The sequence below is a fragment of the Pseudomonas sp. H3_A02 genome, from assembly GCF_054671965.1.
The window spans coordinates 5,344,765-5,369,845 of the sequence record NZ_CP162807.1 but is presented as its reverse complement, the minus strand read 5'-3'; the positions used below and the strand labels follow the sequence as shown (position 1 = coordinate 5,369,845).

Annotated in this window: 20 protein-coding genes and 2 riboswitches; of the genes, 14 read left to right on the top strand and 6 right to left on the bottom strand. The window is 62.5% G+C overall.

From position 1 onward, the window contains the following. Positions 1–40: 40 nt before the first annotated feature. Complete coding sequence (locus AB4N80_RS23540) at positions 41–259, bottom strand: DUF2970 domain-containing protein (RefSeq protein ID WP_122568192.1); 219 nt, start codon at positions 257–259, stop codon at positions 41–43. 227 nt (positions 260–486) lie between these two features. Here AB4N80_RS23540 and AB4N80_RS23535 point away from each other — a divergent pair, with 227 nt between their 5' ends. Beyond that, on the top strand, positions 487–1,965 hold the full coding sequence (locus tag AB4N80_RS23535) for a hypothetical protein (protein ID WP_163006835.1): 1,479 nt from the start codon (positions 487–489) through the stop codon (positions 1,963–1,965). A gap of 130 nt (positions 1,966–2,095) precedes the next feature. On the opposite strand, the gene metH is transcribed toward AB4N80_RS23535, so the two are convergent. After that, positions 2,096–5,806, bottom strand: a complete 3,711-nt coding sequence (metH, locus tag AB4N80_RS23530) for a methionine synthase (protein WP_354336888.1) — start codon at positions 5,804–5,806, stop codon at positions 2,096–2,098. Between the two features lie 156 nt (positions 5,807–5,962). Here metH and AB4N80_RS23525 point away from each other — a divergent pair, with 156 nt between their 5' ends. Together AB4N80_RS23525 and nfuA are read left to right on the top strand one after the other, a co-directional pair. After that, positions 5,963–8,254 carry a fatty acid cis/trans isomerase gene (locus AB4N80_RS23525; protein ID WP_460079071.1) on the top strand — a complete coding sequence of 764 codons (2,292 nt, stop codon included), beginning with the start codon at positions 5,963–5,965 and terminating at the stop codon, positions 8,252–8,254. 115 nt (positions 8,255–8,369) lie between these two features. After that, on the top strand, positions 8,370–8,954 hold the full coding sequence (nfuA, locus tag AB4N80_RS23520; RefSeq protein ID WP_003182850.1) for a Fe-S biogenesis protein NfuA: 585 nt from the start codon (positions 8,370–8,372) through the stop codon (positions 8,952–8,954). A 308-nt stretch (positions 8,955–9,262) separates the two neighbouring features. On the opposite strand, the gene cobM is transcribed toward nfuA, so the two are convergent. The 4 genes from cobM to AB4N80_RS23500 form a co-directional block, all read right to left on the bottom strand. Then, on the bottom strand, positions 9,263–10,009 hold the full coding sequence (gene cobM, locus AB4N80_RS23515; protein ID WP_122568196.1) for a precorrin-4 C(11)-methyltransferase: 747 nt from the start codon (positions 10,007–10,009) through the stop codon (positions 9,263–9,265). Between the two features lie 77 nt (positions 10,010–10,086). Next, positions 10,087–10,491 (bottom strand): cobalamin biosynthesis protein, encoded by a 405-nt coding sequence (locus AB4N80_RS23510; protein ID WP_122568197.1) that lies wholly within the window; start codon positions 10,489–10,491, stop codon positions 10,087–10,089. Then, positions 10,488–11,183 carry a CbtA family protein gene (locus AB4N80_RS23505; protein WP_122568198.1) on the bottom strand — a complete coding sequence of 232 codons (696 nt, stop codon included), beginning with the start codon at positions 11,181–11,183 and terminating at the stop codon, positions 10,488–10,490. Before AB4N80_RS23505 ends, AB4N80_RS23510 begins: the two co-directional genes overlap by 4 nt. An 11-nt stretch (positions 11,184–11,194) precedes the next feature. After that, complete coding sequence (locus tag AB4N80_RS23500; protein ID WP_014338677.1) at positions 11,195–11,383, bottom strand: CbtB domain-containing protein; 189 nt, start codon at positions 11,381–11,383, stop codon at positions 11,195–11,197. A gap of 101 nt (positions 11,384–11,484) precedes the next feature. Next, a riboswitch (cobalamin riboswitch) is annotated at positions 11,485–11,707 on the bottom strand. Positions 11,708–11,903: 196 nt separating this feature from the next. Continuing rightward, a riboswitch (cobalamin riboswitch) is annotated at positions 11,904–12,118 on the top strand. Between the two features lie 98 nt (positions 12,119–12,216). Here AB4N80_RS23500 and cobW point away from each other — a divergent pair. The 11 genes from cobW (at position 12,217) to AB4N80_RS23445 (ending at position 25,075) form a co-directional block, all read left to right on the top strand. Continuing rightward, the gene (gene cobW / locus AB4N80_RS23495; protein WP_122568199.1) at positions 12,217–13,281 is read left to right on the top strand and encodes a cobalamin biosynthesis protein CobW; all 1,065 of its coding nucleotides are present in this window, start codon (positions 12,217–12,219) and stop codon (positions 13,279–13,281) included. 3 nt (positions 13,282–13,284) lie between these two features. Beyond that, on the top strand, positions 13,285–17,058 hold the full coding sequence (cobN, locus tag AB4N80_RS23490; RefSeq protein WP_460090379.1) for a cobaltochelatase subunit CobN: 3,774 nt from the start codon (positions 13,285–13,287) through the stop codon (positions 17,056–17,058). 209 nt (positions 17,059–17,267) lie between these two features. Beyond that, on the top strand, positions 17,268–18,272 hold the full coding sequence (locus AB4N80_RS23485) for an ATP-binding protein (RefSeq protein ID WP_305492082.1): 1,005 nt from the start codon (positions 17,268–17,270) through the stop codon (positions 18,270–18,272). A 101-nt stretch (positions 18,273–18,373) separates the two neighbouring features. Next, the gene (locus AB4N80_RS23480; protein ID WP_460079067.1) at positions 18,374–18,928 is read left to right on the top strand and encodes a vWA domain-containing protein; all 555 of its coding nucleotides are present in this window, start codon (positions 18,374–18,376) and stop codon (positions 18,926–18,928) included. A gap of 207 nt (positions 18,929–19,135) precedes the next feature. Continuing rightward, positions 19,136–20,782 carry a phospholipase D-like domain-containing protein gene (locus AB4N80_RS23475; RefSeq protein WP_305470503.1) on the top strand — a complete coding sequence of 549 codons (1,647 nt, stop codon included), beginning with the start codon at positions 19,136–19,138 and terminating at the stop codon, positions 20,780–20,782. A gap of 55 nt (positions 20,783–20,837) precedes the next feature. After that, positions 20,838–21,179, top strand: a complete 342-nt coding sequence (locus AB4N80_RS23470) for a YdcA family protein (RefSeq protein WP_305470504.1) — start codon at positions 20,838–20,840, stop codon at positions 21,177–21,179. A 426-nt stretch (positions 21,180–21,605) separates the two neighbouring features. Continuing rightward, positions 21,606–22,454 (top strand): transporter substrate-binding domain-containing protein, encoded by an 849-nt coding sequence (locus AB4N80_RS23465; RefSeq protein ID WP_060738109.1) that lies wholly within the window; start codon positions 21,606–21,608, stop codon positions 22,452–22,454. A gap of 54 nt (positions 22,455–22,508) precedes the next feature. Further along, positions 22,509–23,171: an amino acid ABC transporter permease gene (locus tag AB4N80_RS23460; protein WP_122568207.1), complete on the top strand. Its 663-nt coding sequence runs from the start codon at positions 22,509–22,511 to the stop codon at positions 23,169–23,171. 9 nt (positions 23,172–23,180) lie between these two features. Further along, positions 23,181–23,843 carry an amino acid ABC transporter permease gene (locus tag AB4N80_RS23455; RefSeq protein ID WP_028236639.1) on the top strand — a complete coding sequence of 221 codons (663 nt, stop codon included), beginning with the start codon at positions 23,181–23,183 and terminating at the stop codon, positions 23,841–23,843. Beyond that, positions 23,840–24,661, top strand: a complete 822-nt coding sequence (locus AB4N80_RS23450) for an amino acid ABC transporter ATP-binding protein (protein WP_122568208.1) — start codon at positions 23,840–23,842, stop codon at positions 24,659–24,661. The genes AB4N80_RS23455 and AB4N80_RS23450 overlap by 4 nt, the downstream gene beginning before the upstream one ends. A gap of 24 nt (positions 24,662–24,685) precedes the next feature. Further along, on the top strand, positions 24,686–25,075 hold the full coding sequence (locus AB4N80_RS23445) for a RidA family protein (RefSeq protein WP_122568209.1): 390 nt from the start codon (positions 24,686–24,688) through the stop codon (positions 25,073–25,075). The last annotated feature ends 6 nt before the right edge of the window (positions 25,076–25,081 follow it).

The window sequence follows — 25,081 nt, the reverse complement described above, 5'->3', positions numbered from 1 at the left end:
GGTTCGAAAGAGACCGAGTTCCATACTGTGCAGATACGTTCTATACACCCGCAAAGTACAGCACCAAATTGACGATCCCATACAACGTCAACCCGAAAACCACCGTAAACAGGATGCCGAGGACTATGAAGTGACTCGGCTTGCCGTGGGTGAAGTCGCGGGCGCGGTTCTTGCCGCTTTGCACGCCAAAGGCCGCCGCTCCCACGCTGTGGAGCATTTGCCAGAGGGTTGGCGGCTTGTTGTCGACTGGATCGTCCATAAATCCCTCGTCTGCCATGTGTTTGGGACAAGCATAGACAAAAGATCGCAGCCTGCGGTAGCCCAATCGTCAACGACTGGCGTTGACCTTCAAGGTGTTTGCTCCGGCCGAGGTGAATAGCGGAATCCAAATCTTGTGAACCTCTCGTCGCCACTGTCATTTCTGACAGTGGCTGTCCAGGTGTAATGGGATCAGCCTCACGGTTCTTGTCATACAAGGACTACGCAATGAACATTGGAAATTCGTTCGCAGCAGCGGGTTTTTCCCGTTTGGCTGCGCTTGCGTTTGCGCTCGCTCTACCCAGCCTCGTCAGCGCGACAACCAATAGTCGTGAGGAATCGCCACAAGCAACGTCTTCCAGCGTGTATGCCGATGTGATCGGTAGCGCACGCTTTGAGCGTTCGGCGATCAAGGTTGAGCAGGGTTATACGGTAGAAAGCGGCAATTTATATACTCGTGACGGTGATACTGGCTCATTGGTGGTGGTCCGGTCACCTAGCGGTTCCGTGACTGTAATAGTCAATTCTCCCGACAAGCGCGGTTTGTTGACGGTCAATGCTCAAGGCAAAAGCACGTTTACTGAGGAGCCAATTACCGATGCCGACGCCCGGGGAAATGATGTAATCGAATCAGGCGAGCCAATGGGCCTCGATTCGAAAAAAGCAGGGGAGCATCGGTATGTCGATATTCTTTTTGCTTACATACCTTACGTTCTCGGAAAATTGGACGCCGATGCGATAGCTTATGCGTTAGCACAAACTGAAACTGTTAATCTCAGCCTACGCAATTCTCGGATAACCGACGTGTCCCTGAGACTTGCTGCGGTTACTGTATTTGATAACAGCAATAGGGTTCTTGACACGTCGTCTGAAGGGCTGAGTAATTGGCAAAGCCTTTTAAGTCCTTACAGAGCGTTATACAAAACCGATGTCAGTGCCGCCATTACCGGATCAGACGCCGAGGCGGGTAGGGCGTATCGACCAGGATACACAAGTGTTAATGCTTGGTGGGCACCCACGACGTTCGCTCATGAAATAGGGCACAACGCTGGAGGGCATCACTGCTTCCTTCAAGATGGGGTCAACTATAATTTCGGCCATGACAACGGCAAGACCAAAACCAATCTGTGTTATGGCGATCGTGCTTTTTATTATTCGACGCCTGATGTCCTTGATGCGCATGGTTTGCCATTGGGTAATGCAAAAACTGCCGATATGGCTCGAGTTTGGCGGGAAAATACCACGCGTCTGACTGGTTATAATGCAGAGCTGCCAGGGCTGCGTATGATGCTTGTCAGTCCATCTGGGGCGCCAACAGAAGCGATATCGGAACTGGACATTCCATTGCCCGATATTTCCTTGTTCCCAGCGGGTGTCGTTGCATTGAACTCATCTGTGGGGCCCGTTGAATTAATACCGATTCCAAACAGTACCTGGACTCGATTGAATGTGCCATTGCGAAGTGCGGGAGGAAGCGATGTTGCCGTGGTACTGCAGGCGCAGCGGGTACGAGGGGTCTGCGAAACAAACATGAATGTGACTAATTGTAAGAGCAAACGGGCAATGAGTCTTCGGATAAGATATAACCCTGCGGATAATCCGGGACTGGCAGGTTATTACAATGGGCTCCTGAAACTTGAAGCCAGAAGCCCGGATCTCACCAGCTGGAAGGTACCCATTAATATCGCAATTTCAGTCAAGAGGTAGAGTGGACGTTATACGTCTTGCATATGTGCAGCATTTGCCAGAGGGTTGGCGCCTTGTTTTCAGACGGTTCGTCCATGATGCTCTCCATACGCAAGGTCGTGTGTGGAGAGCATAGCCAATCCCCGCGAACTTAGTTGTCGTAACCCAAATTCGGCGCCAACCAGCGCTCCGTCACACTCAAGTCCTGACCTTTACGCGCGGTATAGCTCTGGACCTGGTCCTTGTCGATCTTGCCCACGGCGAAGTATTGCGCCTGGGGATGGGCGAAATACCAGCCGCTGACCGCTGCCGCCGGGAACATCGCGTAGTGTTCGGTGAGGAACACGCCGCTGCGTCCGGCCTTCAGTTCGCTGGCCTCGGGGTCGAGCAGGCGGAACAAGGTGGCTTTCTCGGTGTGGTCCGGGCAGGCTGGGTAGCCGGGGGCAGGGCGTATGCCGGTGTACTGCTCCTTGATCAGCGCCTCGTTGTCCAGGCTCTCTTCCTGGGCATAACCCCAATGCTCCTTGCGCACCTGTTGGTGCAGCCACTCGGCGCAGGCTTCGGCCAGTCGGTCGGCCAGTGCCTTGACCATGATCGAGTTGTAGTCGTCGCCGGCCTCCTGGTAGGCCTTGGCGACTTCTTCGGCGCCGATGCCGGCGGTGGTAATGAAGCCGCCAACGTAGTCGGTCACGCCGCTGTCCTTTGGCGCGACGAAGTCGGCCAGGGAAAAGTTCGGCTTGCCGTCGGTCTTGATGATCTGCTGGCGCAGGTGATGCAGGCGCGCCAGTGGCTTGCCGTCGTCGCCGTAGACTTCCAGATCGTCGTCATGCACCTGGTTGGCCGGCCAGAAGCCGAACACGGCGCGGGCGCTGATGAGTTTCTCGTCGATCAGCTTGCGCAGCATCGCCCGGGCATCGGCGTACAGTGCGGTGGCCGCTTCGCCGACCACTTCGTCGGTGAGGATCCGCGGGTACTTGCCGGCCAGGTCCCAGGAGATGAAGAACGGGGTCCAGTCGATGTATTCGGCCAGGACGTTCAGGTCGATATTGTCCAGCACCTTGGCGCCGGTGAACGTCGGCTTGACCGGTTGGTAGCTGCTCCAGTCGAACTGTGGCTTCTTGGCCACGGCGGCGGGGTAGCTCAGGCGTTCGGTGCGGGCGCTGCGGTTGGCCGTGCGCTCGCGTACGTCGATGTAGTCCTGGCGGGTTTTCTCGACGAACGCCGGCTTGAGTTCCTTGGACAGCAACTGGGTCGCCACGCCCACGGCACGGGAGGCGTCGGTGACGTAGATCACCGCATCGTTGCTGTACTTGGGCTCGATCTTCACCGCCGTGTGGGCCTTGGAGGTGGTGGCGCCACCGATCATCAACGGCAGATGGAAGTCCTGGCGCTGCATCTCCCGCGCCACATGCACCATCTCATCCAGGGACGGGGTGATCAGGCCGGACAGGCCGATGATGTCGCACTTCTGCTCCTTGGCCACCTGCAGGATTTTCTCCGCCGGCACCATCACGCCCAGGTCGACGATGTCATAGCCGTTGCAGCCGAGCACAACGCCGACGATGTTCTTGCCGATGTCATGGACGTCGCCTTTGACCGTGGCCATCAGGATCTTGCCCTTGGCCTCCGGCTTGTCGCCTTTTTCCGCCTCGATGAACGGGATCAGGTGGGCCACGGCCTGCTTCATCACACGGGCGGACTTGACCACTTGGGGCAGGAACATTTTGCCGGCGCCAAACAGGTCGCCGACGATGTTCATGCCGGCCATCAGCGGGCCTTCGATGACCTCGATCGGCCGGGCGAACGACAGCCGCGATTCCTCGGTGTCTTCAACGATGTGGGTGGTGATGCCCTTGACCAGCGCGTGCTCCAGGCGCTTGTTCACCTCCCAGCCGCGCCATTCCTCGGTTTCGGCTTCCTTGACGCTGCCGTCGCCCTTGTACTTGTCGGCGATGGCGAGCAGGGCGTCGGTGCCTTCGGGGGTGCGGTTGAGGATCACGTCTTCCACGGCGTCGCGCAGTTCCACCGGGATCTGGTCGTAGATCTCCAGTTGGCCGGCGTTGACGATGCCCATGGTCAGGCCCGCGCGGATCGCATACAGCAGGAACACCGAGTGGATCGCCTCGCGCACCGGGTTGTTGCCGCGGAACGAGAACGACACGTTGGACACGCCGCCGGAGGTCAGCGCATACGGCAGTTCGTCGCGGATGTAGGCGCAGGCGTTGATGAAGTCCACAGCATAGTTGTTGTGCTCTTCGATACCGGTGGCGACGGCGAAGATGTTCGGGTCGAAGATGATGTCTTCCGGCGGGAAGCCGACTTCATTGACCAGGATGTCGTAGGAGCGCTTGCAGATTTCCTTCTTGCGCGCCTCGGTGTCGGCCTGGCCGGCTTCGTCGAACGCCATCACCACCACGGCGGCGCCGTAGCGCTTGCACAGTTTGGCGTGGTGGATGAACTGCTCCACGCCTTCCTTCATGCTGATGGAGTTGACGATGCCCTTGCCCTGGATGCACTTGAGGCCGGCTTCGATCACTTCCCATTTGGAGGAGTCGATCATGATCGGCACCCGGGAAATGTCCGGTTCGCCGGCAATCAGATTGAGAAAGGTCACCATGGCCTTCTTCGAATCGAGCATGCCCTCGTCCATGTTGATGTCGATCACCTGGGCGCCGGCCTCAACCTGTTGCAGGGCCACTTCCAACGCTTCGGTGTAGTTGTCCTCGCGGATCAGCCGGGCGAACTTGGCGGAACCGGTGATGTTGGTCCGCTCGCCAACGTTGACGAACAGCGAGCTGCGATCGATGGTAAACGGTTCCAGGCCGGACAGGCGGCAAGCCCGGGGAATCTCTGGAATCTGCCGCGGCGCATAGCCGGCCACAGCCTTGGCGATGGCTTCGATGTGCGCCGGGGTGGTGCCGCAGCAGCCGCCGACGATGTTCAGGAAGCCGCTCTGGGCAAACTCTTCGATGACCTTGGCCGTCTCGGCCGGCAGTTCGTCGTATTCGCCGAATTCGTTGGGCAGGCCGGCGTTGGGGTGGGCCGAGACGTGGGTGCTGGCCTTGTTCGACAGCTCTTCCAGGTAGGGGCGCAATTCGCTGGCGCCGAGGGCGCAGTTCAGGCCCACGGAGATCGGCTTGGCGTGGGCCACCGAGTTCCAGAAGGCTTCGGTGGTCTGGCCGGAGAGGGTGCGGCCGGAGGCGTCGGTGATGGTGCCGGAGATCATGATCGGCAGTTCGACGCCCAGTTCTTCATAGACCCCTTGCACGGCAAAAATCGCCGCCTTGGCGTTCAGGGTGTCGAAGATGGTCTCGATCAGGATCAGGTCGGCGCCGCCTTCGATCAGGCCTTTGGTGGCCTCGGTGTAGTTCTCCACCAGTTCGTCGAAGGTCACGTTGCGGTAGCCGGGGTTGTTCACGTCCGGCGACAGCGAGCAGGTGCGGCTGGTCGGGCCGAGCACGCCAGCGACGAAGCGCGGCTTGTCCGGGGTTTCCAGGGTCTTGGCGTCGGCTACCTGGCGGGCCAGGCGCGCGCCTTCCAGGTTCAGCTCGTAGGCCAGGCCCTGCATGCCGTAGTCGGCCTGGGACACCTGGGTGGCGTTGAAGGTGTTGGTTTCCAGAATGTCGGCGCCGGCATCCAGGTAGGCTTTTTCAATGGCACCGATCACGTCGGGACGGCTAAGCACCAGCAAGTCGTTGTTGCCTTTGACGTCGCTCGGCCAGTCGGCGAAACGCTTGCCGCGGTAGTCCTGTTCTTCCAGTTTGTAGCTCTGGATCATCGTGCCCATGCCGCCGTCGAGGATCAGGATGCGTTCCTTGAGGGCTTGCTGGAGAAGATAAAGGCGAGCGCTGCGATCGGACATAGGACTACCTGGAAAAAAAGACCATTACGAAGGCCGGGATAATAGCAAACCTGCGTAGGATTTGATCATGAGGGACTTTTGCATGAATATCGCTCATGTTTGCAAGGCGATGCTGGCCCGGTAGAATCGGCGGATTATCTCTTAGGGACCCGAGACATGCCGTACCGCGTCTTATTCGGCAGTCTGTTGCTGTCGTTGTCTTTTAGCGCAGCCGCCGGGAATCCCGCTCCCGCGATCTCCTACACCCGCGACATCCAGCCGATCTTCACGGAAAAATGTGTGGCCTGTCATGCCTGCTATGACTCCGCCTGCCAGTTGAACCTGGGCAGCGGCGAAGGTGCGGCACGGGGCGCGAGCAAGCTGTCGGTGTATGACGGCGAGAGGGGCCAGGCGGCCGATCCGACCCGCTTGTTCTATGACGCCTCTGGCCCGCATGCCTGGCAACGCAAGGGCTTCTATTCTGTGCTCGACGCCCAGGGCAGCCAGGCTGCGCTGATGGCGCGCATGCTGGAGTTGGGCCACCGCACGCCGCTGCAGCCCAACGCCAAGCTACCGGAAGACATCGTGCTCGGGCTCAACCGGGATAATAGCTGCCCGATGCCGGGGCAATTCGACGAATACGCAGGCAGCCATCCCAAGGAAGGCATGCCCCTGGCCGTCACCGGCCTGACCGACCAGCAATACCAGACCCTGCAGCGCTGGCTGGCCGCCGGCGCACCCATCGATCAGCAGGCCCTGGCCCCAAGTGCCGCCGAAGCCTTGCAAGTGGTGCAATGGGAAAACCTGCTCAACGCCCCCGGTGCCCGGGAAAGCCTGGTGGCTCGCTGGTTATTCGAGCATTGGTTCCTGGCGCACATCTATTTCAAGGACGGCGAATCGGGGCATTTCTTCCAATGGGTGCGTTCGCGCACGCCCACGGGCCAGCCCATCGACCTGATCAACACCCGCCGCCCGAACGACGATCCCGGCACCCGCGTCTATTATCGGCTCTGGCCGGTGCAAGGGGTGATCGTGCACAAGACCCACATCACCTACGGCTTGAGCGCGGCGAAGATGGCGCGGATCAAGAGCCTGTTCTACAGCGGCAAGTGGCAGGTCGCCGCGTTGCCGGGGTACGGTCCGGAGCGCCGGGCCAATCCGTTTTCCACCTTCGAAGCGATCCCGGCCCAGGCCCGCTACCAATTCATGCTCGATAACGCCGAATATTTCGTGCGCACCTTCATTCGCGGGCCGGTGTGCCGGGGCCAGATTGCTACCGACGTGATCCGCGACAATTTCTGGGCGCTGTTCCAGGACCCCGAACACGACCTGTACATCACCGACCCGAACTACCGCGGTCAGGCCACGCCGCTGCTGGCGATGCCGGGGCAGAACGATGACGTGGGCAGCGTCCTCAGCCTGTGGCTCGACTACCGCGACAAACGCAACGAGTACGAGGCCTTGCGCCGCGACAACTATGCCGAGCTGCCGGCGCCGAGCTGGTCGACGCTGTGGGCCGGCAACGACAACGCGCTGCTGAGCATTTTCCGGCATTTCGACAGTGCTTCGGTCACCAAGGGGCTGATCGGAGAGGTGCCGCAGACGATGTGGTTGTTCGACTTCCCGTTGCTGGAGCGGACTTACTATCAGTTGGCGGTGAATTTCGACGTGTTCGGCAACGTCTCCCATCAAGCCCAGACCCGGTTGTATTTCGATTTGATCCGCAACGGTGCGGAACAGAACTTCCTGCGCCTGATGCCGGCCGACTCCCGGGAAGGCTACCTTGACGATTGGTACCAGGCCGGTGGCAAATTCAAGATGTGGCTCGATTACGAGGCCATCGACGATGACAAGCCGACCGCCCTCAAGCTTGACGAGCGCGACCCCAAGGGTGATTTCACCCAGCAATTGCTGGCCCGTTATGGCGAGTTGAACGCGCGCCCCGATCCGATCAACCGTTGCGACGGAGCCTATTGCTCGCGTCCGAACATCGACCCGACGCTGCAAAACGCCGAGCAGGCCCTCAGTCGGCTGGTGTCACGCCCGGCGGCGGGGCTCAAGGTGATCGACCAACTGCCGGAAGCGACCCTGTTGCGTATCGAAACCGCCAGCGGTCACCGAGAGATCTACAGCCTGCTGCGCAATCGTGCCCACAGCAACGTCGCGTTTCTGCTGGGTGAGGAGCGGCGCTACCAGCCGGGGCTGGACACGCTGACGGTCTACCCGGGCGTGCTCAGCAGCTATCCGAACTTCATGTTCAACATTCCGGCCGGGCAAGTGCCGGCATTCGTCGAAGCCATGCAAGGCGCCCAGGATGGGCCGGCGTTCGAGCGGATTGTCGAGCGCTGGGGAATTCGCCGCAGCCATCCGCAGTTCTGGTACTACTTCCATGACCTGAGCCAGTACATCCTGGAGACGGAGCCCGTGGAAAGCGGTGTGCTGGACATGAATCGCTACCAGAACCTTTGATCGGCCTGTCCGGCGGCAGACCCCCTGCCGTCGGACGCTTTCCTGACAAAAATACTAGGACTTTGTCCGGCGCCATGATTGGCGTAAACTGCCGGCAAGCCTGCGAGGAGTTTCCATGACCGCCATTACCATTACCGATGCCGCCCACGATTACCTGGCCGACCTGCTGTCCAAGCAGAACACCCCGGGTATCGGGATCCGCATCTTCATTACCCAGCCCGGCACCCAGTACGCAGAGACGTGCATTGCCTACTGCAAGCCGGGAGAAGAAAAACCTGAAGACACTGCGTTGGGGCTCAAGAGCTTCACCGCGTACATCGACTCGTTCAGCGAAGCCTTCCTGGACGATGCGGTGGTCGACTACGCCACCGACCGCATGGGCGGCCAACTGACCATCAAGGCGCCGAACGCCAAGGTGCCGATGGTCAATGCCGACAGCCCGGTCAACGAGCGCATCAATTATTACCTGCAAACCGAAATCAACCCGGGGCTGGCCAGCCACGGCGGCCAGGTTTCGCTGATCGACGTGGTGGAAGACGGCATCGCCGTACTCCAGTTCGGCGGCGGCTGCCAGGGCTGCGGCCAGGCTGACGTGACCTTGAAGGAAGGCATCGAGCGCACCTTGCTCGAGCGCATTCCAGAGCTCAAGGGCGTGCGCGACGTGACCGACCATACGCAGAAAGAAAACGCTTACTACTGATTGTGGCGAGGGGATTTAGCGAAACGTCGCACCGCCCCGCTGGGCTGCGTAGCAGCCCCAAGCCCTGTGTTTCAGGTATGCCAGGTAGTTTTGATGGGTTGCTTGTGGCCTCAACGGGGATAAATCCCCTCGCCACTAAGATTGCGCCGATATCATCTTGCGATCAGTCCGTAACCCTGTGGGAGCAAGGCTTGCCCGCGATGCAAACACCTCGGTGTAGCTGATAGACCGAGGCGACGCCTTCGCGGGCAAGCCTTGCTCCCACGGGTTCGCTCCCACAGGGGGGGGCAGGTGGATTCTCTAGCGGGTCAAGGCCGGTAGAGATGCGCATGCCCGGCGCGGTACAGCGACGATTCGCTGAACACCTCATTACCCAGCACACGCCCCACCAGAATCAGCGCCGTACGGCGAAAACCCTTGGCCTGCACCTTCTCGGCGATATCAGCCAGCGTCCCCACCACCCAATCCTGATCCGGCCAGCTCGCCCGGTGAATCACCGCAATCGGGCAGTCGGCGCCGTAGTGGGGGAGCAGTTCATCGACGATTTTTTCCAGGTGATTGACCCCCAGGTGAATCGCCATGGTCGCCCCGTGCTGCGCCAAACTGCCCAGTTCTTCCCCAGCAGGCATCGGGGATTTGTCGGCGTAACGGGTGAGGATCAGGCTCTGGGAGATGTCCGGCAAGGTCAGTTCGGCGCCCAGCAGGGCGGCGCAGGCTGAGGTCGCAGTCACGCCCGGGATGATTTCGAAAGGGATGCCCAGCTCCCGCAGACAACGAATCTGCTCGCCGATGGCGCCGTACAGGCTCGGGTCGCCGGAGTGCACCCGGGCCACGTCCTGGCCCTTGAGGTGGGCGCTCCTGATCAATTCGATGATCTGTTCCAGATGCAGCTCGGCGCTGTTGATCACCTGTTCGGCACAGTGCCCTTCGAGAACGGCGGTCGGCACCAGCGAGCCGGCGTAGATGATCACCGCGCACTGGCGGATCAGTCGCTGGCCTTTGACCGTGATGAGGTCCGGGTCGCCGGGGCCGGCGCCGATGAAGTACACGGTCATGACCGGCTCCTGTGGAAGGTGGGTGAGTGGCGCCCAGATGAAGAACGCTCATGATCCTGGACGCCGATTATCGGGATTTACGCCACGACCGCCAATGCCAACGTGCTCATGGGGCCTCTCTGACGAGGAACCAGCAGCGTTGCTGGCGGCGTACCCAACTGGTCGGCCAAGGCCAGGGCAGCGCTTTCGGCGATGCCGTAGCAACCGGTTCGCTCGAAGGCGATCTCGGAGCGGTGACTGAGCCGTTGCTCGTAGCCCGACAACTGTTCGGCACTGAAGCAGGTCAGCGGCAGGGCTAGTTGCCCGGCCAGTTCCAGCAGTCCGGGCTCGTCACGTTTGAGGTCGATACTGGCCAAAGCCCGCACCTGGTGAAGCCCGATGCCGTGGGCCAGCAGCGTCTGTTCGAGCAGCGCTCGCAGCGTGCTGGCCGGGCAACCGCGCTGGCAACCCAGGCCGATCACCAGGATCGGCTCGGTGCTCATGCGTCGTGGCGGGCCTGGCCGTCACGGCGAAACAGCCAGGCGCTGATCAGGCCCAGAGCCAGCCAGAAGGCGACGTTGGTCACCTGCGAGGCGATCTTGAACTGGCTTTCCAGCGCCTCGGGCGCCAGCATCGAGTGGACTTCAGGCTGCGGTGCGCCGATGACGTGGGGCACCAGCAACGTCGCCACACCCAGCACCTTGAGCAGCCAATGCCGGCCGAAGGCGATCAAGGCAATGCCCACCGCCGTGGACGCCGCGGTGCCGATCCACCACATCTGCCGCTGGGCCAGGTCGGCCGCCGCTGTGCCAGGCAGTTCCGGCGGCAGACCAAGCGTCGGCGCCAGAACGAACGTGGCGTAACCGGCCAGGCCCCAAAGCAGGCCCTGGGCGGTGCGAGTCGGTGCGCGCAAGGTGTACAGGCCCGCCAGCATCAGGGCGAAACCCACCGCGACTACCAGGTTGCCGCCAGTGGTGGACAGCACGCGTTGCCAGCCGTCTTCCGGCTCCCAGGCTTCGGCGTCATGGCTGTGGGCGGCCCCATCGGCGTGTTCATGGACCTCGGTCGCCGGGGCTTTCTCGAAGGTTTCCGCCTGGAGAATCAGCGGCGATACCCAGAGACTTTGCAGCAGGGTCAGCAGCAGGGCCGCCAGCAAGCCACTGAAACCGGCGGTCTGCGCGATACGCTTGATCATGTCGTCAGTTCTCAGTGGCACGGGAAGGCGGCGCTGTGGCGGGTATCGTGGGCGGCGTTGTGCACCGCTTCGATGTGGGAGAAACCGGCGAAATAGACCAGTCCCGCGCCCAGGATCGAAGCCAGGATCGCGGCGCTCAGGCGTTGGCTCAGGGTGGTGGTGCTGCTGGCGGTGCGGGCGGTGCTGCTGATGGTCGACATGGCGCTTCCCTCTGTTTTTGTTCCGTGGGGGATGCGAGCGCAATGAGACCCCGGGCGAAAGCCCGCCAAGGTTCGAACAGCGCCCGCCCACCGCGGGTTTGTTGATGCTTGAGTCATGGGCCGGTCTCCGGGCTCGCGAGGGGCCGGGCTTGTGCCTGGCCTGCAAGCGTCACCTTCCCATGTCCTTGGACACAGTGGTTCAGACGCTTCGCTCGCTTACCGTTGCGGGGGCAGCACCGGACTGACGTGGCTTTGAAGTAAAGCACACGATTCACCGGTTTCCCGTTTCACCCTGTGAAGGGCACCCGTAACTAGGCACACAGGAGAGCATGGGCGGGGGTAGGGCGTCAATCTCGCACCGAGTTGCGCCCAATCGCGAGCAAGCTCGCTCCCACAGGGATTTTCTCGGGCCCAAAATTCAATGCCAATGCAGATCCACTGTGGGGGCGATCTTGCTCGCGATGACGGCAGCCCATGCACCGCAAAACGCTCCGGAGATTGACCCGCCCCCACACCCTGCGTAGCCTTGCGCCTTCGAGGTTCTTCGGCATGCGCCGAAGCTAAGAAGGGAACGCGGTCCAAGCCGCGGCTGCCCCCGCAACTGTGAACGGTGAGGTTTCTGCAAGGCCACTGTGCATGCCCTTTTACCAATGGCGCACGGGAAGGCGCAGCAATTGCCAGTCGAGAGACTGGCCCGCCGTCAGCCAGGAGACCTGCCTCGAGACAGATTCTCACTACAACCGGGCGGGGTGATCCGGTGGCGAAATCTTCCGCTCGCGCTTGTGCCAGCGGTTGTCGTCCCGTTTGCCCGCCACCTTGCCAAAGGGCATCCGATGAAAACACTGGCCAAACTCCCCGTCACCATCGTCACCGGCTTCCTCGGCTCGGGTAAGACCACCTTGCTGCGGCACATGCTCGACAACGCCCAGGGCCGGCGCATCGCCGTGATCGTCAACGAGTTCGGCGAGCTGGGCATCGACGGCGAGATCCTCAAACAGTGCGCCATCGGCTGCACCGAAGAAGAAGCCAACGGCCGCGTCTACGAACTGGCCAACGGTTGCCTGTGCTGCACGGTGCAGGAAGAGTTCTTCCCGGTGATGCGTGAGCTGGTGGCCCGGCGTGGTGACCTCGACCACATCCTCATCGAAACTTCTGGCCTGGCCCTGCCCAAGCCGCTGGTCCAGGCCTTCCAATGGCCGGAAATCCGCAGCGCCTGCACCGTCGATGCGGTGATCACCGTGGTCGACAGCCCGGCCGTGGCCGCCGGTACCTTCGCCGCCTTCCCCGACCAGGTCGATGCCCAGCGCAAACTCGATCCGAACCTGGATCACGAATCGCCGCTGCACGAACTGTTCGCCGACCAACTGGCAAGCGCCGACCTGGTGATCCTCAACAAGGCCGATCTGATCAGCGCTGAAGACCTGGCCAAGGTGCGCCTGGAAGTCGCCGAAGAACTGCCACCGGCGGTCAAGGTCATCGAAGCCAGCAGCGGTCGCCTGCCGCTGGACGTGTTGATCGGCCTGGGGGCCGGTTCCGAAGAACACATCGACGGCCGCCACAGTCATCACGACCATCACCACGATGGTGACGATGACGACCACGATCATGACGCCTTCGATTCCATTTCCATCGAACTGCCCCAGGCCGACGAAAGCCTGTTGCTGGACGCGCTGACGCAACTGGTGGTCCAGCACGGCGTGCTGCGGGTCAAGGGTTTCGCGGCAATTCCGAACAAGCCGATGCGCCTGCTGATCCAAGGCGTTGGCACGCGTTTCGACAAACATTTCGACCGCCAGTGGGGCGCCGACGAAGTGCGGGTCACCCGTCTGGTGCTGATCGGCCAGGCGCTGGATGCCGCATTGCTCGAAGCGCAGTTGCGCGCCGCTCTCAGCGCCTAAGCCATGCACCTGCTCAGGACCCAGCCCGGCGGTTTTGTATCGGACGACAACATTGCCGACCTGGGGCAAACCCCCGCCGAACTGGTGATCCTGTGCAGTGGCGACTCCAGCCTGGCGCTGTTGGCCGAAGCGGCGCGGCAGTTGCCGGACGACTACCCGCAGTTTCGCCTCGCCAACCCGATGCAGGTGCAGAACCACGCCTCGGTGGATCTGTACTTCGAGGACGTGCTACGTCATGCCAAGGTCATCCTGCTGTCGCTGCACGGCGGCATCGGCTATTGGCGCTACGGCATCGAGCGTCTGATGGAATTGGCCGGGCGCGGGGTGAAGTTGATCCTGGTGCCGGGGGATGATCGTCCCGACCCGGAACTCAGTGACCTGAGCAACGTACCCATTGAGGACCGCGACCGGCTCTGGCAGTTCTTGCGCCAGGGCGGCCTGGGCAATGCCCTGGACTTGTTTCACAACCTCGGCAGTCAATGGTTCGGCCGCGACTACCCGTGGGCCGAGCCGCAGGCCCTGCCGCGCACGGCGATCTATCATCCCGCAAACACCAACGCCAGCCTCGGCGATTGGCAGGCCGACTGGCAGGTCGATCAACCGGTGGCGGTGGTGCTGTTCTATCGCTCCCACCTGCAAGCGGCGAACACCGCGTTCATCGACGTGTTCTGCCAGCGCCTGCAAGCGGCGGGGCTCAATCCGCTGCCGATTGCCGTGGCCAGCCTCAAGGAACCGGCTTGCCTGGCGCTGGTAGAGGACTGGCTGGACGAAGTGGAAGCAGGGGTGATCCTCAACACCACCGGCTTCGCTCAATCCAGCCCCGAAGCCCCGCACTTGCGGCCGTTTCGCCGCAACATCCCGGTGATCCAGGCCATTTGCGCCCAGGACAACGAACCCGGCTGGCGTGCCAGCGAACAGGGCTTGGGACCACGGGACCTGGCGATGCACATTGCCTTGCCGGAGCTGGATGGCCGGATCATCAGCCGCCCGATCAGCTTCAAGGACCTGGCCTGGCGCAGCGAGCGCAGCCAGAGCGACGTGGTCTGCTACCGCGCTGTGCCCGAACGCATGGATTTTGTCGCCGAACTGGCTCAGCGCTGGACCACCCTGGCGCGCCTGCCCAACGCAGAAAAGCGCGTGGCGCTGATCCTCGCCAACTACCCGACTCGGGATGGACGTATCGGTAACGGGGTCGGCCTGGATACCCCGGCGGCGGCGCTGAATATCCTGCGCGCCATGCAAACCGAAGGTTATCCGCTGCCGGCCGAATTGCCTGAGAGCGGCACTGCGCTGATCCAGCAATTGCTCGGTGGCGTCAGCAACGACCTGGATAGCCTCGACGCGCGTCCGTGTCACCAGAGCCTGCCCCTGGATGCCTACCAGGTCATGTTCGACGCGCTGCCCGAGGCCAATCGCCAAGCGGTGCTGGAACGCTGGGGTGCGCCGGACAAAGACCCGATGTACCGCGACGGCCGCCTGATGATCGCCGGCCTGCGCCTGGGCCTGACCTTCGTCGGCATCCAGCCGGCGCGGGGTTACCAGGTCGACCCGAGTGCGGTGTACCACGACCCGGACCTGGTGCCGCCCCACGGTTACCTGGCGTTTTATTTCTGGTTGCGCCACACCTACGGCGTCCACGGGGTGATCCACGTCGGCAAGCACGGCAACCTCGAATGGCTGCCGGGCAAAGGTGTCGGGCTCTCGGAGAACTGCTGGCCGGACGTGCTGCTGGGGCCACTGCCGAACATCTATCCGTTCATCGTCAACGACCCGGGCGAGGGTGCCCAGGCCAAGCGTCGCACCCAGGCGGTGATCATCGACCACTTGATGCCGCCGCTGACCCGGGCCGAAACCTATGGACCGCTGCGCAACCTCGAGCTGTTGGCGGACGAGTACTACGAGGCGCAATTGCTCGATCCGCGTCGCGCCCGGGAGCTGCAACGGGACATCCTCAACCTGGTGCGCGAGACCCATATCGACCGCGAGTTGCAACTGGATGCCGGCCTCGACAGCGATGCTGACGCAGCAATCTGGCTGCCGCGCCTGGACACATATTTGTGTGATCTGAAGGAGTCGCAGATCCGTGACGGCCTGCACATTTTTGGTGAATCGCCTAGCGGGCGGCTGCGCATCGACACCTTGCTGGCGTTGCTGCGCATTCCGAGGGGCGACGGCAAAGGCGCGCAGTCGAGCTTGTTGCGGGCGCTGGCCAAGGCGTTCGGGCTGGGTTTCGATCCGCTGGATTGTGCCTTGGCCGAGCCCTGGGCCGGCGATCGTCCCGAAGCGTTGCGCCGGGTCAGCGCCGAGCCTTGGCGCACCGCTGGCGATACCCGTGAGCGCTTGGAGCTGTTCGCTGCCCAGTTGATCGAGCAGGCGTTGGACGGCACGGTCGAGCAGCTCGACGCGCCGGGCTGGGAAGGGGTGGGCAGCATCATTGAAAACCTGCGATCCGTCGTCGCTCCGCGCTTGGACGCCTGCGGCCCGGCGGAAATGCGCGGTCTGCTCGATGCCTTGAGCGGGCGCTTCGTGCCGGCCGGCCCCAGCGGCGCGCCGAGCCGTGGGCGCCTGGACGTATTGCCGACCGGGCGCAATTTCTTTTCCGTGGACGTACGCAACCTGCCCACCACCACGGCGTGGCGCATCGGTTTCCAGTCGGCCAACTTGATCCTTGAGCGGCACTTGCAGGACCACGGCGATCACTTGCGCCAGCTTGGCCTGTCGGTGTGGGGCACCGCCACCATGCGCACCGGTGGCGACGACATTGCCCAGGCCATGGCGTTGATGGGTGTGCGTCCGGTGTGGGCCACCGGCAGCCAGCGGGTCGATGACTTTGAGATCCTGCCGCTGAGCCTGCTGGACCGGCCTCGGGTCGATGTCACCTTGCGCGTGTCCGGGTTCTTCCGGGATGCCTTTGCCAACCTGATCCGCTTGTTCGATGCCGCCGTGCAGGCCGTCGCCGCCCTCGATGAACCGGACGATATGAATCCGTTGGCAGCCAAGGTGCGCAGTGAGCGCGAAGCCTTGCTAGTCTCGGGTCTTGAGCCAGATGCCGCGGCACGCCAGGCCGGCTGGCGGATTTTCGGTGCCAAGCCCGGGGCCTATGGCGCGGGCGTGCAGGGCGCGATCGACGGTCGCTTGTGGCAGAGCCGCGAGGATCTGGCCGAGGTGTACCTGAACTGGGGTGGCTACGCCTACGGTGCCAGCGATGAAGGCACCGCCGCCCGCGATCAGTTCTCCCGGCGCTTGAGCCAGGTGCAGGCGGTGCTACAGAACCAGGACAACCGCGAGCACGACCTGCTCGATTCCAACGACTACTACCAGTTCCAGGGCGGCATGCTGGCAGCGGTCGAGACCCTCGGTGGCGCCGCGGCGGCCAGTTACCATGGCGATCACAGCCAGCCGGACTTGCCCAGGATCCGCACCCTGAAGGAAGAGCTCAACCGCGTCATCCGCTCCCGCGCGGCGAATCCGAAGTGGATCGACGGCGTGAAGCGGCACGGCTATAAAGGTGCGTTCGAGCTGGCGGCGACGGTGGACAACCTGTTTGCCTTCGACGCCACCACCCGGTTGATCGACGACCACCAGTACGCGTTGCTGGCCGATGCCTACCTGCTCGACCCAGACACCCGGGACTTCGTCCGCCAGCACAACCCCGACGCCTTGCGAGACATGACCGAGCGCATGCTCGAAGCGCAGCAGCGGGGGATGTGGCAGGCACCGGGGGAGTATCGCGAGGCGTTGGAGAATTTGTTGTTGGACATAGAAGAAGATGGCTGACGTGCCTACTCAACAGGCGAGACACAACCCCTGTGATGGGTTGACCTGTGGCAAAGGGATTTATCTCCACCCTGTGGGAGCAAGGCTTGCCCGCGATGGTCGCGCCGCGGTTTAGCAGCTAAACCGCGTTTTCGTTCATCGCGGGCAAGCCTTGCTCCCACAAGTACTCTGTTCGCATTGACGTTACCGACCACTCTTGAGAATTAGATATGACCCACACCCCCCATTTCCCGCTCTCCGCCGTGGTCGGTGCCGATGACCTGAAACTGGCCCTGTGTCTGGCCGCGATCGACCCGAAAATCGGCGGCGTGCTGATCGAAGGCCCGCGGGGCATGGCCAAGTCCACGTTGGCTCGGGGCTTGGCGGATCTGCTGGCCAGCGGTCAGTTCGTCACCTTGCCCCTCGGTGCCACCGAAGAGCGGCTGGTGGGCACCCTGGACCTGGACGCGGCGCTGGGGGAAGGGCGCGCGCAATTTTCTCCCGGCGTGCTGGCCAAGGCCGACGGTGGCGTACTTTACGTCGATGAAGTGAACCTGCTACCCGATCACCTGGTGGATCTGCTGCTCGATGTGGCCGCCAGTGGTACCAACCTGATCGAGCGCGACGGCATTTCCCATCGGCATCCGGCGCGCTTTGTGCTGATCGGCACCATGAACCCGGAAGAGGGCGAGCTGCGTCCGCAGTTGCTCGACCGTTTTGGCCTGAACGTCGCCCTTGACGGTCACACCGCACCGGCTGAACGCGGCCAGATCATCCGGCGGCGGTTGGATTTCGACAGCGATCCGCTGGCGTTCTGCGGGCAGTGGGAGATGGCCCAACAGCAGCTGCGCGAACGTTGCCAGCAGGCGCGCGACCGCTTGGCCGGGATCGCCCTGGATGACGGGGCATTGGCGCAGATTACCGAGCGTTGTTTTGCCGCCGGGGTCGATGGCTTGCGCGCCGACCTGGTCTGGCTGCGGGCGGCCCGGGCCCATGCGGCCTGGCGCGGTGCCGACGCGATTGCCGATGAAGACATCGAGGCGGTCGGCGAATTTGCCTTGCGTCACCGGCGGCGGGGGCATTCGGCACCGGCACCGTCCCAGGCGCCGACGGGAGCGGGGGCGGAAAAAACCGCTGAACCCAATGAAGGCCAGGGCCAGTGGGGCGACCTGCCGGCCCGGACGTTGCCAACCGGGGCTCGGCGTGACGTGCCGAGCTGGCCAAAAAAGCCCTAGGCATTCGCCCCCGCTCGCCAGCGGGGGCGAATGCCAGACCCCGTGCCGGGCGACTCGACCAGGGCCGCCAGGGCCGGAGCAAAGCGGCGGCCAGCGGTGCGGTGAACTGGCCGGGGACGTTGCTCAATGGCCGGCCACGCCGCCATGAAGACGTGCGCTGGCACGCTCGCCATCGCTCGCCCCATGAGCTGTGGCTGGTCATCGTCGATGCGTCGGCCTCGACCCGTCGTCATCGCGCCTTGAGTGACGGCAAAGGCCTGTTGGCGCAACTGTTCGACGACGCCTACCGACAGCGCGCCCGCCTGGCGCTGTTGACGGCCAGCGGCATGCAGCCGAACTGGCAGGTACAAGGGCTCAAGGCCTCGGCCGGTCTGCGCGACTGGCTTGATGGCTTGGGCGCCGGTGGCGGAACGCCGTTGCTGGCGGCGCTGAACGAGGCCGGGCGCTGGCTGGTGGCGCGGCGCAAGCGCTACCCGGCGGAGCAGCAACGGGTCTTGGTGATGACCGACGGACGCGTCAAGCAGGGGCTTTCACCGCCGCTTCTCGATTGCCCATGCCTGTTGATCGACATCGAAAGAGGCCCGATTCGCCTGGGCCGGGCCCGGCAGTTGGCGGGGCGGTTGGGGGCTGAGTATCGGCATATCGATGAGGTGTGATGGGGTTGAGTGCGAGGTGTCTCGTCGGACGCCTTCGCGAGCAAGCCCGCTCCCACACTGGTTCTGCGGTGTTCACGCATCATCTGTTCACAGAGATCAAATGTGGGAGCGGGCTTGCTCGCGAAGGCATCACCTCGGTCCCGGATCTGCCCCCCTCAACCCGCATCACTGCACTATGCTCAGGCAGCCCCCTCACAGGAGTGAACCATGCGCGTACTCGTCACCAACGCCCAGGACGATTTTCGGGTCAAGGCCTATGCCGGCACCAATGGCGTGCTGCTCGCCATGGACCTGGCTGAATCCCGGCGCAAGGGCTTGCTGGGCTTTGCCATCGAGAAGCAGCAGGGCGACAAGCCCTGGTTGTTCTTGTTCAACAGCCTGACCTTCCCCGACAAGGCCCACACCTTTCCCCAGTTCCACGCCACCCCCAGCGACAAGGCGCCCTTGCAGAAATTTCGCTGGGCCGACTACGCCGTCAACCCCGGCGTGACGATCCACTACCGCGTGCACCTGGCCTATGGCAGCTCCGATGCACCGCAGTTGGGCGAGTCACTGGCCGTCACCGTCACCAGCGACGACGGCCAGCCGGCCAACCAGGGCGTTATCTTCAACCGTGCCGTAGCCGCCAGCCAGGCGTTCCAGCGCAAGTTTCCCGAAGTGGACGCGCTGATCGATGCCAACAAGCACCTGTCCATCGATGACTGGCCCGACGCACCGCGTCGCTGGTTGGAAAACGGCTTGCTGGGTCGCTTGACCGGTTTCATCGACCGGGCGCTGGATGCCAGCTGGGCCTTGGACGTCGCCATCTATGAATACGAGCTGCCGGTGATCGTCGACGCAGTGACTGCTGCTCACGCTCGTGGCGCCCAGGTGCGGGTGCTGTATCACGCCGAGCCGGGAGACGACACCACGGCGCGCAACGAGGCCAGTCTCGAGCACATGCCGGCGGCCAACAAACGTGGACGGGTCACCCACAACATTTTCCACAACAAATTCATTGTGCTGAGCAAGGTGGAGGCCGGCGGCTCATTGCAACCTGAAGCCGTGCTGTGCGGCAGCACCAACTTCACCGCCAACGGTATCTACCGCCAGGCCAACGTCGTGCATGTGTTGGACGACCCTCGGGTTAGCCACTGCTATCTTCAGGTATTCGAGCAAATCTGGGCAACGCCCCGAGACGTCGATGCCACTCGCCAGTGGCTGACGCTGAACAATGCCATGGCGCCGCAAGAGGCGTTATTCGCCGGATTCTCGCCGCGCACCGGGGAGGGCGACCTGGACCGCTTCGTCGACATCATCAAGGGGGCGCGCAAGGACCTGTTGTTCGTCACCGCTTTTGTGTTGCCCGAGCGCATTCTCGACGCCTTGCTCGGCGCACCCAATGACGACGTGTTGCGCTACGGCCTGCAAAACACCAAGAGCCGCATCACCGGCTTTCACGCCGACCGCACCGCTGAATTCGCCGCCACCGCATTGCTCAACACCGGCCTGGAAGGCTGGCTACGGGAAAACATGAAAGGCCAGAAGGGCAACCTGCTGGTGCACACCAAAGCCATCGTCACCGACTTCACCAGCGACACGCCGACCATCCTCAGCGGCAGCCATAACCTGAGCGCCGCGGCCAGCAGCGGCAACGACGAGAACTACCTGATCATCCAGGGCGACACCGACCTGGCCGACCGCTACGGGTTGGAACTGCTGCGTTTCTATGAGCATTACCGCTTTCGCTACTTCGCGAAAAAACTCGCCCTCAAGCAGGTCAAGCCGCTGGCGGTGGATGACAGTTGGAGCGATGACTATTACCGCGAGGGAGATCTGCGGATGTTGTCCCGGGTGAGGTTTTGCGGGCGTTAGGCGCGGTGGCTGATGCGGTGCTAGCATAGGGCCATCTATCAGCCTGGAAGCTGCCATGAAGCACTGTCACGGACCGTCCACCTTACTTCGCGCCTGTGTCGCGATCCTGTTGTTGACCCTGGGCACTTCAGCCCTTGCCGCCAATCAACCGTGTTCCGGGCGCAAGGGCGGGATTGCCGGGTGTGACGGGGATACCTTCCTGTGCAATGACGGCTCCATCAGTGCTTCGAAAAAGTCCTGTTCCGCTGTGCTGGGGCTTCGGAACGAGGCCCGGCCGCAGTCGTTGCTCAAGTCCGCCGACGGTTGCCAATGCGGCAGTGGCAATTATTGCGTCGGCCCCAGGGGGGGGGTCTATTGCCTCACGCCTGGCGGCAGCAAGAGCTACAAGCGCAAGTAGGCCGCCTACCTTTCAGCAACACCACCGAACATAATGTGGGAGCGGGCTTGCTCGCGAAGGGGGCGGCACATTCAACTTCTTGGTTGACTGACACGCCGCCTTCGCGAGCAAGCCCGCTCCCACAGGTACTCATTCACAATTCCACTTCTGCGTTTAGCGCACGCCCGTTTCGTTTCGGTGCAGTGCCACCCGGTGCAGCTCCGGTTTGGGGCCTTGTTACCCGTGCGTCGTGGCCAACGGTAGCAACAGCATTTGCACACGGACGCCGCCGTCCGCAGGTCTGTTTTCCCCATCCCCCTGATTTCCCTCACTTTCCATTTTCCTCACCCATGGCCCTCAAGCCTGTGGCACACTTTCTGCTGTCTATTCCGTTGTTACATACCATATTCCGGTATAGCGGAATAAACTCACTCTGGAGTGCTTGCCATGCAACGCCGACCTTCCTTGTTCAAAGCGTGTGTTTTTCTCTTTGCGGCCACGACGGCTGCCATGGGGGTCGCTCAGGCGGCCGACAGCAAGCTGGACAGCGTGCTGCAGCGGGGGAAATTGATTGTGGGCACGGGCAGTACCAATGCGCCGTGGCACTTCCAGGGAGCGGATGGCAAGTTGCAGGGCTTCGATATCGATATCGCGCGTATGGTCGCCAAGGGCCTGTTCAATGACCCGGAGAAAGTCGAGTTCGTGGTGCAGTCGTCCGATGCACGGATTCCCAACCTGTTGACCGACAAGGTCGACATGAGCTGCCAATTCATCACCGTCACCGCCAGTCGCGCCCAGCAAGTGGCGTTCACCCTGCCGTACTACCGCGAAGGCGTGGGCCTGCTGCTGCCGGCCAACAGCAAGTACAAGGAAATCGAAGACCTCAAGGCGGCGGGCGATGACGTCACCGTGGCGGTGCTGCAGAACGTCTACGCCGAAGAATTGGTGCACCAGGCGCTGCCCAAGGCCAAGGTCGACCAGTACGACAGCGTCGACCTGATGTACCAGGCGGTGAACTCCGGCCGCGCCGATGCCGCCGCCACCGACCAGTCCTCGGTCAAATACCTGATGGTGCAGAACCCTGGGCGCTACCGCAGCCCGGCCTACGCGTGGAGCCCGCAAACCTACGCCTGTGCGGTCAAGCGCGGCGACCAGGACTGGCTGAACTTCGTCAACACCACCTTGCATGAAGCCATGACCGGCGTGGAATTCCCCACCTACGCGGCGTCCTTCAAGCAGTGGTTCGGCGTCGAGCTGCCGTCGCCGGCGATCGGTTTCCCCGTTGAATTCAAATGACCCTGTGAGCCCGGGGCGCCTCTTGCGGGCGCTCCGTCGAAGGTACTGCCGACCATGAATTATCAGTTGAACTTTGCCGCCGTCTGGCGCGATTTCGACACCCTGCTGGCGGGGCTGGGGCTGGGGCTTTCCCTGGCGCTGGTGTCGATCGCCATCGGTTGCGTGATCGGCCTGGCGATGGCGTTCGCGCTGCTCAGCAAACATCGGGTCCTGCGGGTACTGGCGTCGGTGTATGTCACGGTGATCCGCAATACGCCGATCCTGGTGCTGATCCTGTTGATCTACTTCGCCTTGCCGGGCCTGGGCATCCGCCTGGACAAGTTGCCGTCGTTCGTCATCACCCTCTCGCTGTATGCCGGGGCCTACCTGACCGAGGTGTTTCGCGGTGGGTTGTTGAGCATTCACAAGGGGCAGCGGGAAGCGGGGCTGGCCATCGGCCTGGGCGAGTGGCAGGTGAAGGCCTACGTCACCGTGCCGGTGATGCTGCGCAACGTGTTGCCGGCCTTGTCGAACAACTTCATCTCACTGTTCAAGGACACTTCCCTGGCGGCGGCGATTGCCGTGCCGGAGCTGACCTATTACGCCCGCAAGATCAACGTGGAGAGCTACCGGGTGATCGAAACCTGGCTGGTGACCACGGCCCTGTATGTCGCGGCCTGTTACCTCATTGCCATGGTGCTGCGGTATTTCGAGCAGCGCCTGGCGATCCGCCGTTAGGAGTCTGCCATGTACGAATCACCCAGTTGGTTGCATGAGTTATGGGTCGCCCGGGATACCCTGTGGGCTGGCTTCCTGACCAGTGTGCAGTGTTCGTTGTTGGCGATCGTGTTGGGCACGTTGATTGGCTTGGTCGCCGGCCTGGTGCTGACCTATGGTCGGACCTGGATGCGCGCGCCGTTTCGCTTCTACGTCGACCTGATCCGCGGCACGCCGGTGTTTGTGCTGGTGCTGGCCTGCTTCTACATGGCCCCGGCCCTGGGCTGGCAGATCGGTGCGTTCCAGGCCGGCGTGCTGGGCCTGACGCTGTTCTGCGGCTCCCACGTGGCCGAGATCGTGCGCGGGGCCTTGCAGGCATTGCCCCGTGGACAGATGGAGGCGAGCCAGGCCATCGGCCTGACGTTCTACCAGTCGCTGGGCTATGTGCTGTTGCCCCAGGCGTTGCGGCAGATCCTGCCGACCTGGGTCAATTCCTCCACCGAGATCGTCAAGGCCTCGACCCTGTTGTCGGTGATCGGCGTCGCCGAACTGCTGCTCAGCACCCAGCAGATCATCGCGCGGACCTTCATGACCCTGGAGTTTTACCTGTTCGCCGGTTTTCTCTTTTTCATCATCAATTACGCCATCGAGTTGCTCGGGCGGCACATTGAAAAGCGGGTGGCGTTGCCATGACTGACGTTTCGAATCTCCCCAATACGAACCTCTCCAACACAGAACTCTCCAACACCCAGCCGCTGCTGGACATTCGCGGCCTGCGCAAACAATACGGCCCATTGGAAGTGCTCAAGGGCGTGGACCTGAGCATGCAGCGCGGCAACGTGGTCACGCTGATTGGCTCCAGCGGTTCGGGCAAGACCACGCTGCTGCGTTGCGTCAACATGCTCGAAGAATTCCAGGGTGGGCGGATCGTCCTCGATGGTGAGTCCATCGGCTACGACGACATCGACGGCAAGCGTGTGCGCCACCCCGAGAAGGTCATCGCCCGGCACCGGGCCATGACCGGCATGGCCTTCCAGCAATTCAACCTGTTCCCGCATTTGACCGCATTGCAGAACGTCACCCTGGGCCTGCTCAAAGTGAAAAAGCTGCCCAAGGACGAGGCGGTGGCCCTGGCCGAGAAATGGCTGGAGCGGGTGGGCCTGTTGGAGCGACGCGATCACTTTCCCGGCCAGTTGTCCGGCGGCCAGCAGCAGCGCGTGGCGATTGCCCGGGCGATTGCCATGAACCCCAGCCTGATGCTGTTCGACGAAGTCACCTCGGCCCTGGACCCGGAATTGGTCGGCGAGGTGCTGAACGTGATCAAGGGCCTGGCCGAAGACGGCATGACCATGCTGCTGGTGACCCACGAAATGCGCTTCGCCTTCGAGGTCTCCGACAAAATCGTGTTCATGAACCAGGGCCGCATCGAAGAGCAAGGGCCACCCAAAGAACTGTTCGAGCGGCCGCAATCACCGCGTCTGGCGGAATTTCTCAAGAACACCCGTTTTTAACCTTCACTCAACAAGGAGATACCCATGAGCATTACGCGCTACGGCACCGGCAGCACCGCAGGCGGCGGCCAGCCACGGCCATTTGCCCGCGCCGTGGAGGCCGATGGCTGGCTGCACGTGTCCGGCCAGGTACCGGCGGTGAACGGCGAGATCATTGTCGGCGGAATCGTCGAGCAGACCCACCAGACCATGAAGAACCTGGTGGCCATTCTCGAAGAGGCCGGGTACGGCCTGGAAGATGTGGTGCGCTGCGGCGTGTGGTTGGAAGACCCACGGGATTTCTGGAGTTTCAACAAGGTGTTCGGCGAATACTTCAGCCCGGAACATGCCCCGGCCAGGGCCTGCGTGCAGGCCAGCATGATGGTCGATTGCAAGGTCGAGATCGATTGCATCGCCTACAAGAAAAAGACCTGAACCACG